Source organism: Laceyella sacchari, assembly GCF_004343255.1.
Taxonomy (GTDB): domain Bacteria; phylum Bacillota; class Bacilli; order Thermoactinomycetales; family Thermoactinomycetaceae; genus Laceyella; species Laceyella sacchari.
The window spans coordinates 1-18,140 of record NZ_SMDD01000009.1 but is presented as its reverse complement, the minus strand read 5'-3'; the positions used below and the strand labels follow the sequence as shown (position 1 = coordinate 18,140).

15 protein-coding genes are annotated in these 18,140 nt (G+C 41.9%); 3 read left to right on the top strand and 12 right to left on the bottom strand.

Annotated elements, in window-relative coordinates; genetic code table 11:
- Positions 1-580: 580 nt before the first annotated feature.
- Together EDC32_RS15850 and EDC32_RS15845 are read right to left on the bottom strand one after the other, a co-directional pair.
- Positions 581-4,363 (bottom strand): AAA domain-containing protein, encoded by a 3,783-nt coding sequence (locus EDC32_RS15850; RefSeq protein WP_132223902.1) that lies wholly within the window; start codon positions 4,361-4,363, stop codon positions 581-583.
- A gap of 454 nt (positions 4,364-4,817) precedes the next feature.
- Positions 4,818-5,675: a putative CRISPR-associated protein gene (locus EDC32_RS15845; RefSeq protein ID WP_132223899.1), complete on the bottom strand. Its 858-nt coding sequence runs from the start codon at positions 5,673-5,675 to the stop codon at positions 4,818-4,820.
- A 58-nt stretch (positions 5,676-5,733) separates the two neighbouring features.
- On the opposite strand from EDC32_RS15845, the gene EDC32_RS15840 reads away from it, so the two are divergent.
- Positions 5,734-6,633 carry a hypothetical protein gene (locus EDC32_RS15840; protein WP_132223896.1) on the top strand — a complete coding sequence of 300 codons (900 nt, stop codon included), beginning with the start codon at positions 5,734-5,736 and terminating at the stop codon, positions 6,631-6,633.
- A gap of 143 nt (positions 6,634-6,776) precedes the next feature.
- On the opposite strand, the gene cmr6 is transcribed toward EDC32_RS15840, so the two are convergent.
- The 7 genes from cmr6 to EDC32_RS16680 all read right to left on the bottom strand — a co-directional run bounded on the left by cmr6 (position 6,777) and on the right by EDC32_RS16680 (position 13,950).
- Positions 6,777-7,880: a type III-B CRISPR module RAMP protein Cmr6 gene (cmr6, locus tag EDC32_RS15835; RefSeq protein ID WP_158283426.1), complete on the bottom strand. Its 1,104-nt coding sequence runs from the start codon at positions 7,878-7,880 to the stop codon at positions 6,777-6,779.
- The gene (gene cmr5, locus EDC32_RS15830; protein WP_022739193.1) at positions 7,877-8,284 is read right to left on the bottom strand and encodes a type III-B CRISPR module-associated protein Cmr5; all 408 of its coding nucleotides are present in this window, start codon (positions 8,282-8,284) and stop codon (positions 7,877-7,879) included. Before cmr5 ends, cmr6 begins: the two co-directional genes overlap by 4 nt.
- An 11-nt stretch (positions 8,285-8,295) precedes the next feature.
- Complete coding sequence (gene cmr4 / locus EDC32_RS15825; RefSeq protein ID WP_132223890.1) at positions 8,296-9,108, bottom strand: type III-B CRISPR module RAMP protein Cmr4; 813 nt, start codon at positions 9,106-9,108, stop codon at positions 8,296-8,298.
- 1 nt (position 9,109) lies between these two features.
- Entirely contained in the window at positions 9,110-10,213 is a 1,104-nt protein-coding gene (locus EDC32_RS15820) for a type III-B CRISPR module-associated Cmr3 family protein (RefSeq protein WP_132223887.1), read from the bottom strand.
- Positions 10,210-12,060 (bottom strand): type III-B CRISPR-associated protein Cas10/Cmr2, encoded by a 1,851-nt coding sequence (gene cas10 / locus EDC32_RS15815; RefSeq protein ID WP_132223884.1) that lies wholly within the window; start codon positions 12,058-12,060, stop codon positions 10,210-10,212. Before cas10 ends, EDC32_RS15820 begins: the two co-directional genes overlap by 4 nt.
- Positions 12,053-13,078, bottom strand: coding sequence for a type III-B CRISPR module RAMP protein Cmr1 (cmr1, locus tag EDC32_RS15810; RefSeq protein WP_158283425.1), 1,026 nt, complete (start codon positions 13,076-13,078; stop codon positions 12,053-12,055). The genes cas10 and cmr1 overlap by 8 nt, the downstream gene beginning before the upstream one ends.
- A 395-nt stretch (positions 13,079-13,473) precedes the next feature.
- Positions 13,474-13,950 (bottom strand): hypothetical protein, encoded by a 477-nt coding sequence (locus EDC32_RS16680; protein ID WP_246026977.1) that lies wholly within the window; start codon positions 13,948-13,950, stop codon positions 13,474-13,476.
- Positions 13,951-14,052: 102 nt separating this feature from the next.
- Between EDC32_RS16680 and EDC32_RS15800 the strand changes: the two genes are divergently transcribed.
- Positions 14,053-14,718: a suppressor of fused domain protein gene (locus tag EDC32_RS15800; RefSeq protein ID WP_132223878.1), complete on the top strand. Its 666-nt coding sequence runs from the start codon at positions 14,053-14,055 to the stop codon at positions 14,716-14,718.
- A 212-nt stretch (positions 14,719-14,930) separates the two neighbouring features.
- On the opposite strand, the gene EDC32_RS15795 is transcribed toward EDC32_RS15800, so the two are convergent.
- Positions 14,931-15,908: a helveticin J family class III bacteriocin gene (locus tag EDC32_RS15795; RefSeq protein ID WP_132223875.1), complete on the bottom strand. Its 978-nt coding sequence runs from the start codon at positions 15,906-15,908 to the stop codon at positions 14,931-14,933.
- A gap of 250 nt (positions 15,909-16,158) precedes the next feature.
- On the opposite strand from EDC32_RS15795, the gene EDC32_RS15790 reads away from it, so the two are divergent.
- Entirely contained in the window at positions 16,159-16,665 is a 507-nt protein-coding gene (locus EDC32_RS15790) for an SMI1/KNR4 family protein (RefSeq protein ID WP_132223872.1), read from the top strand.
- A 66-nt stretch (positions 16,666-16,731) separates the two neighbouring features.
- Here EDC32_RS15790 and cas6 read toward each other — a convergent pair whose 3' ends face one another.
- Together cas6 and EDC32_RS16560 are read right to left on the bottom strand one after the other, a co-directional pair.
- Complete coding sequence (cas6, locus tag EDC32_RS15785) at positions 16,732-17,487, bottom strand: CRISPR-associated endoribonuclease Cas6 (RefSeq protein WP_158283424.1); 756 nt, start codon at positions 17,485-17,487, stop codon at positions 16,732-16,734.
- A 105-nt stretch (positions 17,488-17,592) separates the two neighbouring features.
- A complete protein-coding gene (locus EDC32_RS16560) occupies positions 17,593-17,829 on the bottom strand; it encodes a hypothetical protein (protein ID WP_211341945.1) in 237 nt (78 codons plus the stop codon).
- Between the last annotated feature and the right edge of the window lie 311 nt (positions 17,830-18,140).

Sequence of the window (18,140 nt, the reverse complement as noted above, 5' to 3'; positions counted from 1 at the left end):
CATCCACCGTGTGCCCTTAGTAGCTTAACCTACCAGGTTTATCCGGCATATCACTATGCCGCTCGGTATCTCCTCGGTGATTTGCAACATCGACGGTCAAAGAAGGATCTCCTTCTTAACCTCGTTGCTTTATTCCATATCTAATTTTCAAGGTGCGTCTCTCTTTGTTATCACCGCATCGCGGCGACAAGGAATAATATATCATGACTGAAATACAAATGCAACCCTTTTTTTCACGAGTCAAAACCACATGAATTACAAAAGAGATATAGGGCAATCAATACGAGGCAATCTTTGTCGAATGCTTTGCTCCCACTTATATTTCAGTGTTCCATCGTGAGCACGCAGATACCCATCTGTTTGGCAATAGGCGATGCCACTACAGCTCATATAAATTGTAACACGACCTACTGGAACATAATTATCTCGGCGATTAATACGATGATAAAGCCTACCATTATAAATTGTGTCTATCCATCTGTAAAAAAACAAGGGGTGTTCACCCCTTGCCTTGACAAATTTGATGGACATCATCTCATCCTTTTTTCAGTGTTCTTGCTCATGGATATATGGTTACTTCCTAGGTTGAAGACAAAGTCACCTTCTTTTTATGCTCCTCTTTCTCCAATAGTTCTTTTACCTTTCTATCGATCTTCTCTATTTCTATCCCCGGATTTCTCCACCAATTTCGACTCCAAATCCGTTGAATGTTCCATCCTCTTGACTCTAGGAATTCTTGTCGGTATAAGTCACGCTCTTTTGCGTGCGGCGAGCGATGATAAGTCTCTCCATCACATTCAACTCCCAAGATATAGCGACCTGGATCTTTTGGATGAACAATTCCAAGATCTATCCGATATCCCGAGACTCCAATCTGTGTATCAACTTCATAGCCAATGCTTCGTAAATAATCGCATACTTCCACTTCAAACGGAGAGTCAAACTGGTCATCATGATACTGCTTTTTGGTTTCTGACTGGGGATTAATTCGATGTAATATACTCAGGACTTGCTCTTTATTCCCTTCAGAAACAGCCTTGGCGTATTCCAGATAATGCCGGAACAGTTTAGGCCCTTCATGTTTCGTTCCAGCTACATTTAGTTCATGCGGGTCAATACTTGCAACCACAAGAATTTTCTCTTTCGCCCTTGTAATTGCTACATTTAATCGATTCTCTCCCCCCTGTATATTGAGAAGACCAAATCGGTTATAAATTCTTCCTTCTTCATTAGGGGCATAGCCAACAGAGAAGATGATAACATCCCGCTCATCCCCTTGTACGTTTTCGATGTTTTTAACAAAGATGCGTTCATCCAACTCCCTCTTCATCACTTCTTCATATAAAGCGGAAAAGTGGGGATCCTCCTTGGTTCGATGCTCGATCAACTGCAAAATCTTATCTTGTTGTTTCACATTAAATGTGATAATCCCCACGGTTTGATCAGGATGCTTTTCCAATTGCTGTTTGAGCTGATCAACAACCGCCCTTGCTTCCTGCTCGTTACATTGGTTAATCCAATGCCCATCTACCTTAATCCAACGAATGGCTGGCGTTGAATGATGAGAAGATACATTGGGTACAACCTGCATCGCTCCATGATAAAAGGCATGATTGGAGAAATGGATCAATTCCTCAAACTTGGAACGGTAATGATACCGAAGCATCCGCACAGGATATATCCGTTTAGCTAGATTTAGCAAGCTTTTTGACTCTTCCATTTCATAATCCATTTCATCTTCGTCTTCATCATACAAAGAGACGCGAAACTGTTCGAATGGCTGCAACTGCTTTTCATCCCCTGCGATGACTACTTGCTTTCCACGATATACAGCTGGCAATCCACTTTCCACCGTACACTGTGATGCCTCATCAAAGATAACTAAATCAAACAATCCCTGTCTTAAAGGAAACATAGCAGAAACGGTTTCAGGAGAAGCCAACCACACAGGGAGGAGGTCTAATAATCCTTTCTCAGCAAAATGTTTGACTAATCGACGCACAGGCCAAATCTGACGTTGTTTTCCTGTTTGATGCCGTAGCTCTCGAAAGGCTTTTACATGACTTTGCAATGTTTGGTTAATCTTAGTGACCATGCGTTCTTGAAGAACATGTAAGGCTAACTTCTTTTTTTCAAGAAGAAGTTTGCCGAATTCTTCCCGAATTTGCTGATACTCACCCGTTGATACGTAACTTAGACAGGGATGTTTCCGTTCAATTTCATCAATCCAAAATAGATAAAAGGATTGTTTGACGGTATCTACCCACTTCTCAGAAAGCTCCCCTTCCTGGCCCAACTCCTTCTCTTTTAATCTGTTGATGAGCTTTTGCACAATGGGGGTAGCCTCAGCATAACAGCGATCCATGGCTTTGAGGTCATCAAAGTCACGTGAAATCGCTTCGCGGATCTGTAACAGCGTACGCTGTGGAATTTTCCCTTCAGCCAGTTCTTTCTGTATCTGTTTGAAAAAATCATCGTCTAAAATCTCTTCTAAAAAGCGGATATGTTGTTTCAGAGATTGGGTGATCTGAGCAATTTCATACATTAAACGCAAGCTTTCTTGAATGTGGGGCCATTCTGCAGAAGAAATCCCTTTAAACTTCTGTCCATTTAATAATTCTTCAATCACGCTTTTTCCTGTAAAGGAGGTCCACCACCACAGCCGCAGCTTCTGTAAAGTCTTCTTTTCTTTCGGATCTAAATCATCGTAAATTTTAGCTAAGCGATCACTGTTTAACCATAGGTAAGCAGGAGTGATTTTCTCATGATCCAATTGGTTCAGTTTTCGGGTTGCAGCATCTGCTTTTTCTAACGCAAGTTCCAATTGCTCAATCAGATGAGTCTGATCTCTTAGCTCAAGATTAGCTAGGGACTTCCTTCTTCTTAAGATGTACGCTTCTTTACCAAAACGTTGCTGATAAGAACCATACCTCGAGATTGTTGAGAGCATATCATCTAACCCATCTCGATGCACACTTTTTGCTAAGTCGGAGACCATGATGGTTTGCACAACATCATCTTGTTTCTTAGCTCGCCCATAAAGTTCATATGCACTAAACCCACATGATTGCCGTTCATGCAGCCCTTTACAAATGGCATTTAGCTTCTGCTCACGCTCTTCTATTCGCTTGCACAAATGGCGCAAGGAGGATTCTTTTCCTTGAATGTGAGTAACAGTTTCGGGAATGAGCTTATTGATTTTTTGATATAATCCGCTCCGGTCCTGTTTTTCGTCATGAATTAAGGCCACATAGGAAGTCAAATCGATACTATCTAACCGTTGGTATACAACATCCAGAGCGGCTCTCTTCTGACAGACGACAAGCACTTTTTTCCCATTGGCTAACGCATCAGTAATTAAGTTTACAATGACTTGAGATTTACCCGTTCCCGGAGGACCATGCACCACTAATCCTTTTGTGGTACGCGCTCTATGAAGAATCGTTTCTTGAGAAAAATCCGTTGGCAAGATAAAGAATTGTTCCTCTTCTTTTGTTGGTTGCATCTCTTGAACCTCAATCAGCTCCTCCGGTTGGGAATCTGGCATAGGATCGTAGGTATGATCTTCATTAGAATGAATGAGCTCTTGTATAAAGGGTAATGGTTGTTGTTTTGTCGATAAGGCAATCAATTCATCATAATCCCGGATCAACGCCGTATTACCTTGTGGGAAACTGCCTAATATTGCATAAGGCTCAAGCTTGAGTGGCTGACCTTGAGGAAGGGTTTCTCTGCGATACGTTTGAAGTGGTTTCAATCCTTCTTCAGCACAGGTTACATGGATGTTAAACTGACTTAACCATTCTGCCCATGAGGACAAGTTCGCTTTATCAACCATCTTCAACTGCGCACTATCTTCAAACATACTCTCTTCAAATGTAGCTTGATGAAAACGTCTGAGTCCTAAAAAGAGTGTGCGATTTAATTGTGGCTCAGAATCTGGAAAAGCGTGCAATTCCCAATGTAAATTACTTCGATCCTTTCGTTCTAAACGAACCGGATATAAATACAATGGGGCTTGAATAAAAGAACCGTCCCTCAAGTTACCCGATAAAAAAGGATAACCTATGTATAAATCATACAATCCCGTTTCTTCTTCAATTGCCTTCATATTGCGATTAAGATGGGTTAAACTATGTGCTACGGTTTGTAACTGTTTTTCAGTTAAAGATGAGTGAGTAAGCACCATTTTCTTTTTACCTGTTATCACCTGATCTAAAATCTGTTTTGAGCGTGCCTTCTCTTGGTCTAACGCCGTTAGATCGAAGACCCATTTACTTTGTAACCTAAGTAGCCTCAGAGAACGATTTCTCCGGCTCAGATCACTCAATCGATCTTTTAAGCGAATCAGCTTTTGTTCCATCTTATCCCCTCCTATCTTTATGGTTGCTCGTGTATTTGATTTGGAACGGGCTTTGAACCAGCACTCACCACCTCATACCCAATTACAACAAATCTGATTATTTGTGGATTAAATCTATTTATGGATCTACAATGAAGAATAGCAAAGCAGAGTATTTCATGATTTTGTATATGATTGTTTCTCTTTCCAATATAATATTTCACTAATAATAAGTAAACGAACGAATAGGCTAAATGTTAAAAATAAGTAACAAAGGGATTCTATTCAACATCCAGTGTTGTGGCATAGTGGGGATGAAATCGGCAATCCCCTTCTTGCCCATGTGAAAGTTAATAATCCACAGGCGACTTTAAGATGTCATCTTAAATGGGAATAGAAAAAGCCCACATCATCATGGGCTTTTTTAGTTTATAATCCGCATATATATCTTTTCTACCACAAAGTACGCTAAAAATTAAATCTCATCATCGATATGCAACAAGGACTTCGGCCTATCCAGACTAATTTGTTTACGAACATCACGATCATAAACAATCTGAGCAAAAATGGACAAATACACCTTCTCCTTTTCCCATACCAAGATCTGTTTGTATGCCCGTTTTAATTCTGTAACCGTCTGATCAGCCCATTTACCCAATTCTTTATGAGGAACTCCTTCATACAAGGCAAGCATACGGGCTTCGCCGATCTGTTTATGCAATGTTTCCAATGGCTTCGTATCATATCCTAATGGTGCGGCAGGGAGATAAATGAGTGTATTGTAATAATCATTAATATAACATACCGGCAGTCCTTCCAATTGGCCAATTAGCGTCAAATAAGTCAGTGTTGCTTTATAACCGCCCGTAGCATTTAGGATAATCTCATTTTGCTCTGATTGATATTTCTTAATATAACCATCTACAATACGAACAAACTGAGCTAGGCCCTCTAATCGAAGCTTGGTACCATCTTTCACTTGCAAACCTGGACAAGGTACCACTTCCGTTTTGCACTTCCATTCACGATGGCAAATCTCAGCAACAACTTCGCCTGTCACTAATCCATCCAACGTGTCCGTAGTAATAAAGATTAAGTGGTCTATGTCTAACAGATTCAACCTACTGAGACAGTTTGTCTCGGCACAATCCCGCACCAGGTCAAAGTCATCTTGCTCTGAATATTTCAAGATGCTTTGAAATGCTGCTTGATAATAATCTTGTACCGTATGTTTTTGTGAGACTGGTACTCCTCTTAGTGCCAACACAATGCTGCCATCTACTTTCGCCTTGCCAAACAGGGAGGTACCCACAGTCGATAAAATAATTCTCATGTAAATCTCCTTTCTTTTGTACAATTAAATAGACTTAATTGATAAAGGAGCGACAGATATGCGAAGTATAAAAAGACTCGGAATAGCATTACTGATAGTATATTTAGTTGTTTTAACTACTGCCCCCTTGTTATACGCCATACTACATAGAAAAGAAACTACAATTGATCAAGATCTAGTCGCTAACTGGATTAGTTATCTTAACTTTTTAATGGCACTCATTGCCTTATTGGCCACAGTAGCTGGGATCGTTTTCACTTATAATCAATTTGTTCAAGCAAAACAGTTGGCAAAGAAAATCGACGAAACCATGAAAGAAAAATTTAATGAATGGGAAGAACGAACCGATAAGAAGCTGAAAAATATGATCAAAGCTTACAGTCTGCTCATTGAACAAGCAATAGCCGAAGATGCTGGTAAAGTTCGCGAATCCCGTCTATCATCATTATTGGAAGCAGAAGCGGCCTACCCCAATCTATGGGGATTGAAATACTTCAAAGCACTAGCCATATATTATGATGCAAAAGAAAAACAGAACGATATTGAAAAACAACAGGATAGAGAACTAGCAATAACTTTAATGAAAGAACATATCAAAGATAACAATGACCATATTAAAGCCTATATCTTTTTATTATTTTGGTTGCTTCGGCAGAAAAAAGCACATAAAGCATTGGAATTCCTGGAAGGCCTCCTTGAGCAGAAGCCGGAATATTGCTATGAACTTCAGCTAATTAAGGATGAAGCTTGGGAAGAAAGCAGTTCTGTCTTAGAGGACCGCAATAAAATTTTATATCTAGCGGAGCAAAAGCTATATGAACGAAACGATTGTCTGAGTGAATTTCTTGATCCTCATCACACTACGCGTTTGGAAACCATCTTAAAGGATCTTTACCGCACTAAAGATCCAAGCTTATACAGTCGGGCAGCTCTCCTGCATTTAAACAAAACCAGCTAAGGATTGAACTTAGCTGGTTTTATCTTTATAAGAATATGCTGAATGAGCTGCCCTGATAAACCCTTTATCCACCGCTTCCTGTGTGATACGCTCGTTGAGAAAAGAAAAACCACTTGCTGAAGCTTTTGAAGCAACCTGTTTATTTAGGTTAGGGATAAGATTTGTTTAATTAATTCCACTTTTGGTTTATTCTTTTTGTTCGGTTTTGACCAACTATTCGGTCGATAATTCAGATACCAATCGCGAAGAAGTTCAGCTATTTCGACTAGTTCCTGTTTCGATTTCCCTTTTTCCCTCAATATAGGTAACCATTTTTCCGCCATGGCTGCCATAAATCGCTCCGATTGAGGATGATCGTATCCATCCTCCATCATCTCCCGCTTGATCGGCGACAAGGATGCCAAAGCTGCCCTTTTCTCTTCTTCCCTGCGTTTTTCCTCTCTCCTCGTTATATAGCTTTGTTGCTTCTGTTCATCCTTTGTAAACCTCCCATATCCAACCGCTGTTTTGGCACCAGCCCCCACCCATTCCAACGCCTCAATCAACCACTTCTCCACCAACTGAACATCATCCGCTTGGGCCTGTCCACGAGGGGCAAAGGAAAATAAAAACGTTTGGTTTGAACCTACAGTCAGATAAGAAATCGGATTGGGATTATACCAATCTTGGGCCGGTTTCGAAGCATTTTCATAATATCCAGCATAATGAGGAGTCATGATCTCCATTTCTAATTGAACAGGCCTCGCAGGGATCGCGTCAAAAAAAATCATGTTTCCGACGTGATGACTTCCTTTTTCTTCACAGCCGAAAATTCGGTTAATGCGCTCGGAATCTACTGATTCCGCCCATTGTTCAGCCCATGCGCGCACTACACCTTTGACTGAGGAACCAGGCAGAAAGGCAGTTCCTAAGGTGGCATGCCAAACAAATCCATTTTCCACCGGATGTGATCGGCCCAATCCAGTCACAAAACGTTCCGTCGTTTTCATATACAATACTCGCCCGTTCAATTGCTCCACCAAACACAGAAGTCGTTCGGTGGCCTCATCAATCTGCTCTCTATCCCCCACTTTGCGGGCAACGGTTTGGATCCACTCCTGTTTGTCTAACTGCCACTTACCATCTTCTTTGCGCCAACAATTGCAAAATTTTTCATACCACAAACCAGCGTGAGCATGATGCGGACGCGTTTGTAAATTTCGTTCTTCATCACGGTATAAAAACATCACATTATCCGACGAACTCACCCCTGTCCCTCCTCTGGTTTTTTCAGATAAGCCACAGCCAATTTTTTGTGCCACTCCAACCAAGCCATCGCCTCTGCCAAAGCCCATTGATACGTATCCCGATCTCGCTTAACCAAGGCTTCTAACAAATCTGGTTCGTTGGGGTAAGGCGCTTGGGAATCATCACGGCACAACCATTGTTGCAAATCTCGATAAACCATTAAGTGAGGATCCTTTTGATCTTGTTTGGCCACAGCCAGCAATTGTGCCAGTGCCTGTCCCAAGCCATTGATTCGAATTGCCCCTGCTAGACGCACCACATAACCAGCGTAATCATCCGCTACTTTGGAATCGCAATTATCTTTCACTCGTTTTACCTTTTCCAATGAATCCGTAGCGCGTTGTTGATCTAATGTTTGCTCCATAATCACTCCCCCTACTCCACCATGGTTGTGATAAACCAGCCTTGCCCAATCGTTTCATTGCCGCCTACTTGCAAATATGGTTTTGCTTCCAACAGTGTTTTTAGATCAGCCAAAAGCTCTTCTTTACCTGGTCTCTCCAACAACAGACTGTACATCACCGTATCAGGAGGGATGGTTTCCTCATACCACAGATTTTTACTTGTTTTCGTGACATCATCCAACACATTTCGCGCTTGCACTGGCAAGGAATAACGAGCCATATGACCAAATTTCTCATCAGATATGACAACCAATTGCCGTGAGAGTCTTTTGCGAACGGACTCATGGCGTATCAACGGCAATATACACTCCGCCAGTTGGTTAATAAAATCAGGTTGATGATTTCCAAGAAACGAAAACTCTTCTAAAAAGATTGAGTTATCTTCTTGTCCAACAATCGCTTCTCCTGATTCAACGGAGATGTCATCTATAGAAATTGAGTAGTCAATTAAAGAGGTATCACGCACAAATCGCTCTAACAGGTACGGGCAAGTCACCCATTGATAGTGTCTGGAAAGAGAGCGAACCGGCAATAACAACAGGCGGGCATCTGTCACGCCCATCCCACCAATAGATTCAGATTTTCCAAAGAGTACTTCTGCTAATTCTTTTCCTTTTTCTTCCCGTACTTTATCACGCAGTACGCCTTTCAAGCTTGAACCGGGAATCATTGGATAACCCGTGGTCGCTTCCCGTGCTACAGGCAAATCTATCACACTTTGCGCCTGACCCATTCCCGGATGAATCGATGTCTCCGCCAACATTCCTAATAATAATCCCTTCATGTCAATCCTCCCATTCTTCTTTCCAAATCCCAACGATGAGTTGTCCCATTCCGTATGCCGTTTTCTCTCCTGTAAAAGAACCATGTACACCTTTTATCTCCGCCAACTGGTCTGCTTTTGCTTCAAAAAACCAGGTACTTCCTGGGGGCAATAAGGGCTTGATTGGGCGGGGCTTATTCTCTTTCAAATTCCATCCACCCATGTGCATCGCTTTGCCAATGCTCGCCGATACACACGTACCCGGAATATGAGGAGGCCCTTCTTTCACTACCTGATTCATATCTTGGTAATACCCCGGAGTGAGAAGAGTGACGGTAAATCGGATTTGGCCATCATGGGACACAGGAAGCTCCGGCATGCGCGGAAGCGGATCCGTTACATCCGAAACATTTACCAGCGCAAATCGCCCTTCACCACCCAAAGGCAAGGCTTGGGTCTTCTGTAAGTGCCAGTCTTCCGAGATCCCTCCCACCTCCACTTCTACCTCCAGTTCTGCTTGTGGACGAATATGAATCAATGAATACAAATGCTTATCTTTGGCCACCTTGGTCTTTTCTTCTCGCATAATGCCAATCTTCTGTTCGTTTTTCCACAATTGGTCAGGTTCAATTAGGTGCTTAGCCTCAGGAAAACGAATATTAAGTATGGATTCCATACCTTCTTTCGTAACCCATAGATTTAATAACTCCCCATCTATTTGTTTTTGCAGCTTAGGTAACCGAACCCCTTCCCCAAGGTCACAATCTACCTTTGGTCCTGGAATCAATCTGGTGAGAATCCAATTCCCATTTCCATTTTTATTCCCAAACAGAGTAAGGGGAGCCGGGTACAATCTTTCTCCCTTGAACCTGAGATAAGGACCAGCCAATTGCAAGTCTCCCAAGTCATCTGCAGTTCCCAATCTCAATTTCTCAGGTAGACCCTTTTTGTCTGGAATCCATCCTTGCTTACAAGCCAATGCCGTCCGAATTGCTCCCTGCATTGTCAGCATAAGAGGAGGAAATACACTGCCTGGCAAGATGTTTCCCGTCTCACCTTGGTGGAAGGGAGTGCCATCTCGGAAGAACAGCGTATCTAGGGCCTCAAATCGCCAACTTTTGCTCATGTCCGCCCACCTCCCTTTTGTCCCAAGAATCGTACCAACAATGCTCCATTTGTGGAAAATGTGCCAGACGCAAAACACAAATCAACCAATTCTTTTATCTGATTCTTTGCTTCTTGCTGGGCTGCTGCTGTTTTTTCTTCTTTAATCCGCAGATAATCTGCAACAATCAAATCCGTAAGCACCTCTTTATCTTGCGAGAAAGAGGTCTGCTCATAACACTCGCGCCATTTGTATAAAAAACTGCCGGAGAGCAGGTTTTCCTTATCTTTAGAAAATTTTCTGGCCAATTTTTCCAATATCGTCTCTGTTGTCGATGATCCCTCGTCATACACTTTTTCCCACTTGCTGACCCATTGCCAATCTGGCCCTGACCGTTTCCAAATCGCTACTGCCAAACTGTCCCGGCCACTTTGCTCCTTCGCCACCTTATCAAGTAAATAATGAGCATGTTGCAACACATTTTTAAGCGGAGCGTAATAATGAGCGTACAAAACGGCGGCTGAGATGGTTGCCTCCAGTTCCTCTTTCCCTTTCTCTAAATCTCCTTTAATCTCCGAAAAGGCATTCAAATAATTTTCGCGCAATTGCACAGCGACTGACAATGCTTGATCAAACGGTAACAATACCAGTACATCGTCCCCACCGGCATAAACCGTTACACCGTTGTGCTTTTTCACCACTTTATTCAACTCATCCGAAAACGTTGATAAAGCCTGACTCACTTTGGCTCCATAACTTGAGACGATGCGTCCAAGTTGATCCCCATCCATCAGCAAAATGGCATAATATGGAGTTGGTTCGCCACCCATTTTATTTATTAGCTCGCTATATGCTTGCACTAACGAGGTATCGTCTTTCTCACTGGACTTGTCCCAATCTCCGAAGAAAGTAGATCCCTCCAAGTTGGCGAATTGATACAATAGCGCTTTTTGCTTCAAATCCTTAAGAGCAGGAAATATTTTTTCTCGGTCAGCTATTCGGATTCCATATTTTTTTGCCTCTTCTGCAAAATATGCCGCTCTTTCTTCTTGTTCCCGCACAGCTCTCAATATCCAAGGAAACGCAGACAAATAAGTGACAGAAGGAAAATACCTCACTTCATTAGGAAACTCCCACCCAATCGCCTGTTTGGCAACCAAAGGAAATAACCTCTTGATCAACCCAATGGCACTCAAACGCTCATTCGGCGCCAAATCATAAGGATCTAATTTTTTTTGCAACAGATCCCAAAACTGCTTTTGCTCAGCAGATCGAAAATGGCCAGATATTTCTTGCAGATTACTAATCAATGTACATTTATCCCCAGCTTCTTCGGTAGGAATGTGATTACGCCAATTCTTACGACGATCCAACAGGTCCGCTTCCTCTCCAATCACCCACGAAATTTCCCAAAATCCGTTCACTTGCCGATCCCATATTTTTCGCGTTTCTTTTCGGTATTTCTCCATTCCCGGCATCACGTAATCCCAGACTGCTTCCGCAACTTTTATCCAATGGCGATGTACTGCTTCCACACATTGTTTGGGATCAAAAGTGGCAGGAATTTTGGCCTTAAACCGATTAGGTAACGAACCCATCCACAATTTCTCTTTAGGTTCTTTGCCGGCTTGTAATCGAAAAATTTCTAGCAAAAGTGGATGACAAATAACATAAGACCCGTCAGATTCATTTCTTTCCTGAACATAGGGAAAAACAATTTCGCCTCCTGCTTGAATCACCGCCATCATGGCATGTCCTGACAGATAGGATAGTAAAAAGGAACTGGCCAACAGATCCCTTGTCCGACGGGATTGCGCCACAAACCCTTGCACTGGTCCAATCGTAAAATGCAGATATCGTTCACTCACCCCATTTGGCCTCCTTGAATTCTTTCATACTTAGAAATTGTCCAAAGTGACTAATCACCTTAGGAATCGAAATTGGATAATCTCGTTCAACGTCTCCTTCTTCTTCCACCACTGGGGGAAAGTCAGCCGAACACAGGAAAAAGATTGGCACATACCTATTTCGAAGTAAAACCACAGAGAGCAGAATAGGTGACGCCATCCGGTCATAATCCTTTAGCTTGTATGTCACTTTAGGAAGCTTTAGCGGCATGCCAAACGCCATTCTATCCTCTTGATTATTTTTGCGAAATGTTTTAATCAGCTCTGCCCCGGTAGCTAGCGCGCTTTTCCAATCTGGAAAGACTCTCTCTGCATAGTAATAAATGGTTGCCCGATCCAAAAGTTTTGAACCTGGAAACCACTGAGAAATTACTTTGATCCCCAAGCCAAATTGCTCTATCCATTCCTCTATCGTTGTTGCCTGATAAGCTATGGGTAAATCGTTCATATATTCTAGCGCTTGACTATTCGTCTCCCACTCCCGCAGAGCTAACGCACCAAACCCACGATTTTTGCGAGCGCCCATCCCCCCAGCATGTCCCAACAGCCAAAGACAGGAGACGATAGCTTTCCAGTATTTAGATTCATCTTCATCCTTTGCTGTACGTAAGATTACCTCTAAGGAAAAAGTTTGTCCTGGGGGAATATTAGATCTATCTTTCAGAAAGAAGGTAAAATACTTTAATTTGTCGCTGTCAAATTCTTCATGTCTATAATTCTCAGTGACGGGCTTTTTTCCCGTCATCCGCATGAGGAAACGGCTTTGTCCTGCTCCTGATCGTGCGCCGCCAAACAATGCCTCTTCGTGAGTGACTCCTTTCTCATCACCAACTGAGTGATTAAATGCAGGCATAAAAACTCGATACCAAGATCGTAGTGCCCCTTTGATGGAAGGTAAGCGCAATTCGGCCAACTTTTGATTCGCTCCCCCCAAAAACATCGGCGTCACAATCTCATAAGTCACCTTGATCCGCTTCATCCCCACCCCTCCTCTTACATGATAAAACATATTTTTATTCTATAATTATTTACAAATACCTTCAATTATCATATTTTTTATTACTTATTTTTTATTTGATTATATAAAACAAGGGCGAGTGTCTTTTAAAATATTTTATAACATTATGATAAATTAAATTAAATAGCTTGGCGTGTCATACCACCCACAATAATGTACGATTCCAATACCAACATGGATTCAACGAAACTTGAAGAGCATCAATCAGGTCAATCCGCGTCATTATAACTAAAAACAAAAAAGTCCGTGAACCGTTATTGAGGTGAAAACCTTGGAGGTTCACAGACTTGTTAGCACATGATATTTTATCTTGTTTCGATCAAACCGTCACAAAACGCCACACATAAATCATTCCATTATAAGCATATCGGTTTGTATGCCAACGCTTTCTCCACTATTTCTTCCGGGGTGAGACCATCGTCACCCCTGTTAACCTTAAACGTTTCGTCCGGATAAAAAATCAGGTTGGAAGCATTGGGCATAGGAACATGAATATCAAAGAGTTCTATATAATAGTGCGTTTCAATTCCATATGTTTCAACATCCATAGCCCTGGTGACAATTTCAATCAACTCTTCTGTCGTGATATCCTCCACTTTACTTGGAACAGGTAATGAAGCAAGGTCAACAAACGTTTCTAAATCCATGGCTTCCTGATGCATAAAGTCAACATCGATATAATCTTTTCCTGTTAGTTGGTTGAACTCTTCTATCTCTTTATCAACAGGTTGTTTCATTTCCAACAAATGGATAATCCGTTGAACTTTTGATCTGATGATGCTTTTCCACTCTGGCGATATTGGTTTCAACTCCAACTCTTTTCGAAGTTTCAATAACATTCCTCCCGCATGCCAAGTAACACCTAATCACCGCTTTACAACCAATAAAAAAATAACATATTGTGATATTCAAATGACCCCAAGGAGGTATGCATCATGAAAGATGATTTGTTCAACGCAACCGTTTCTGTGAGAAACAACTTTTGGAAAACAATTGGAAAAATAGATCCAGATGTGTTGACCCACCTCATCAATCCAGCTTTTAGAGGTGGGCCTAGATGGCCGACATTGAGACAAGCATTTGTGAAAATAGAGACTCCGAATTCCATCATTTTGGCAAGTGACGGCTTGTCTGATCCGTTTGATGATGTTGAGGAACCCAACCAAGGGTTTTCATTGGAGTGTTACCTTGAATCAGACGATCCTGCCCTTCGCAAAAACATTGCTGAACTCGATCAAACATGGCAATTTCAGTTGCTATACGAAGTTGCTCAAAACTTTGCTCATCATGGAGGTGTAAAAGAGTTATTGGAGCGTCATGGTGTTTTGTCAATGGAGTTTTCGTATTTAGATGTACCAGAACCTTTCAGTAATGAGGAAGGCCGCGTAGGTGTCTTGCTCGGTCTCGAATCTGAGCAAATTCCAACCAGTATAATCGGTCCAGCCAGTGATATACGTTTGGTAAGCATCAAAATACTCACCTCACAAGAGCTGCAATACATCTTACAAAATGGTGCTGCAGGAAGAAAAAAATTAGCTGAGTTATTTCGTGAACAAGGATCTCATCATCTATCTACGCTTATTCGAAATTCCGTAGTATAAGAAAGTGAGTATGGTAAATAGCAAATAAAAAATGCCAGGCCTTCACTGTCAACTTGATTTGCCTGACACTCTAGTGATTGGCTCTGGCATTTTCTTTTCCATGGAATAATGATGACGCGAGCTAACCCCGTCGGAAGCAGAACAGCAGCTCCTCATTCGCTTCTCGCATGACGAAGCTCACTGGGAAAGGGTTCTCCGCAGCATCTACCCAGTTAAAAAATGCTATCAGATACGTAGTAAATTTTTTGTGTATTTTTCTTGTTCACCGGGTCTGTAACGATTGTAAAATAAACGTTCCCGTTCTTCGTCTGTACTCCCTCAATTTCATGAGTCCCCACATTGGTAATTTTCACAAGGGTTTTATATGCACCCGTGTTTGACATCATGGCAATTTGCGGAGTTTCGCCTTCTGCGCCACCTGACGTATAAATCTTCGTATTACTGAGCATATCAACGCCTTGGAAAGAACCGTTCGGTCTGACTATGCCACTGCCCGACTGCGTAAAGCTGCCAACACAGGCTTTCTTCGCCTCCGCGCTATTCATCTGTACCTGTTTATTACTGTCAAGAAGCCGGTTTAATGCCACTGTGTCATAAATGGACCAAGTTACAGTTCCTTGTTTGGTCTGGACTCGGAAAATCGTGTAGTTACTATTGCCACCACCATCGACACGGTACGTATCACCTAGTCTTGTGCCGGTCTTATTGGCATAATTCATATAGGTAAACCGGTGAAGATCGGTATAATTATATTTCGCGCCGGGTGAGTATTGCAGTCTTGCCACTTGGAGGGACCAGTAATAGGACGTTGAAGGATCTGCTTTCGAACTGAAATAAAAATAATTTTTACCATTGTATGTGTACATGTCTAATGTTTGACAATGACCCGCATTGGTAACAGTCATTTCATCAACGTATGTAGCGTCACGCCCATTAATAAGCAATCTTGAAAGATAGCATGTACCCCCGGACCGTTGCGTTACGTAAATATACTTGGAAGCAATATAAGCTTTTTGAACAGCCACATTGTGCTTAAGCCCTTTGAGGTTGTATGCGAGTGTTGCCGACGCATTAACCGTCTTCCCTGGAGTGGCCGCAAATGCAGGCAAAGCTGTCACCATCGAAATGAGCATCGCGAGAATAACGGAGGTGAATAATTTCAACTGACTTTTCACTCGGACTTGAAACATGAGCAAAACCTCCATCAAAGTGATAGTATCAAGGATTCATCCGACTGAACTTCCCACGGAAACTAACCCAAAAAGTTATTTTCATGGTGAATCTTTCAATTAAATCATAACAGAACACTCCTCGTGTTGACAATTTTTTTAAAAAAATATAAATACATAAGCCACCTCATACCGCAAACAACCTGCACATGTTACCATCTTTTTGGCATTATCATCATGAAACTTTATTTTTTAAAAGTGGGTGGGTAACATGAGAAAGCATTTTAAAGGTTTTTGGCTACCATGCGATCAATATACTAATCCCGTTTCAGTGACAGATGAAATGATCGCTCAGGCAGAACAAAAGTTAAATTTCAAACTTCCCCGTTCTTATATAGAACTAATCAAAACCAAAAATGGCGGAATCCCTGTCAACTCTTGCTTTCCAACAACGGTTCCAACCTCTTGGGCCAAGAATCATATTGCAATCGAAAAAATCCGTGGCCTTGGAGGAGAGGAAGGCATTGATTCCGAAGATGTCCGAAGCATTGATGAAGATTGGGGTTATCCCATTCATTTAGGATTTGTAATATGTGATTGTCCATCAGCTGGTCATGATGCAGTCATGTTAGATTATAGGCAATGCGGAAGAAATGGTGAGCCCCGAGTTATCCATGTTGATGTTGAAAATCCCGATCAACCTAAAATTACGGTCCTCTCAAAGGATTTCAAAACCTTCATCAATGGATTGGTTAATTGTCAAGAATTTGAAGACTGAAAAAACGCCTTTAATAAGGCGCTTTTATTCATAGTAAGATTGTCTAATCATGGCATCTGGTGAGTTTCAACCTCTCTCATTAAGAGGAGACACCATGCCAAACCCTTGGGAACCATAGGAGCCTAATCCGCTTTCATAAATCACCTGATGCATCTTAGTCGAGGTTTCAATAACCAAGGGGATTTGATACCCTTTCAAATTTTTCTCTTTGTATCGAGTAAGGACGGCCGCTTTTTTTAAATGAAATTTCTCAGGGCGATAAAGTTGGATGCGCAATATCTCCTCCTCAGGAAACTCTTCATTCCAGCGCAAAGTATACCAATTTTTCAATGAGAAACGCATACTGTCATAAAACTGGCTGTCCAGTGGATGACAATAGATGACTTGCCCGTCAATCTGTGTTGGCACCACAATCGAGCCTAACGCCTGATACACCATCTTGCGCTCAAAGGGTACTGGCGGCAAAATTCGCACATCTGCCAGCGGGAATATAGCGTCATGTAAAGTTAATTGTCCCACTTTCCAAACCCCTTCAATAAAACGTTGCACGATCTCCGGCTTGATGGAGTCCAACTGGAATGCAAGTGACCCTTTTACCTTCATGGCGGATTTCAGATTAATTCTGGAGGTAAAATAGCAGCGAGAAAAGACAAAGGGTTTATACTTCTTCCCGCGATGCTCCAAGCCTGTGTCATGCAACCATTGTGCAAGATCGGGATCCGCTTGCATCACACAGTGATAGATAAAGCTGCTAATCGGATAATTCAAGTCGTAAGGCAATAACATTTCATCAGCAATATGAAACGTCACTTCCACTCTCATAAAAAAACACACCTTTCTCAATACCATGATGGTTGCAACTCAAAGCTAAGCTTAACCATTTTAATTGTACGGAAATGGGTGATAGCGAGTAATGCACCACTTCTGTTATAACATCTTTTGCCGTATACCACATTCACGGATCACATGATAATTAGTTGATAAGACGTTATACTCTTCGCACCTTGCTCTATCTGGGTTTCGGGTGACGAGAAGAAATCGGACTGACTCCACCTTGCCGTCTATCTCAAACTTAGCTGTATCCCCATCTACAATCTCAATAAACTTGGCACTTGCCTGCCCGAATTGCTCACTGATGATGTCTCGGTCGTACAACCATTTCACTCTATCCCTCCTTCAGCACATTTATATTCATCTTATCAAATAGCTCGTGTTGCGTTCATTCAAAAATGTTACTCTACTTATCTTTTCAAATAAAACACATCTTCCTCTGTTCACCAAAGCACTAGGCACATCGGTATATTTCAGTCATTCGGTTTTCTTGCCGCGCCCATTCATTATAAAAAAACCACCTCTGCATAAGCAGAAGTGGTTTTGAGCGCATTCCCTGAAAACTAAAGAGTGAGTATCACGTGACCCAAGAAAATGATCGATAATGCTCTAGAAAGAGCTCCTTAGAAAGGAGGTGATCCATC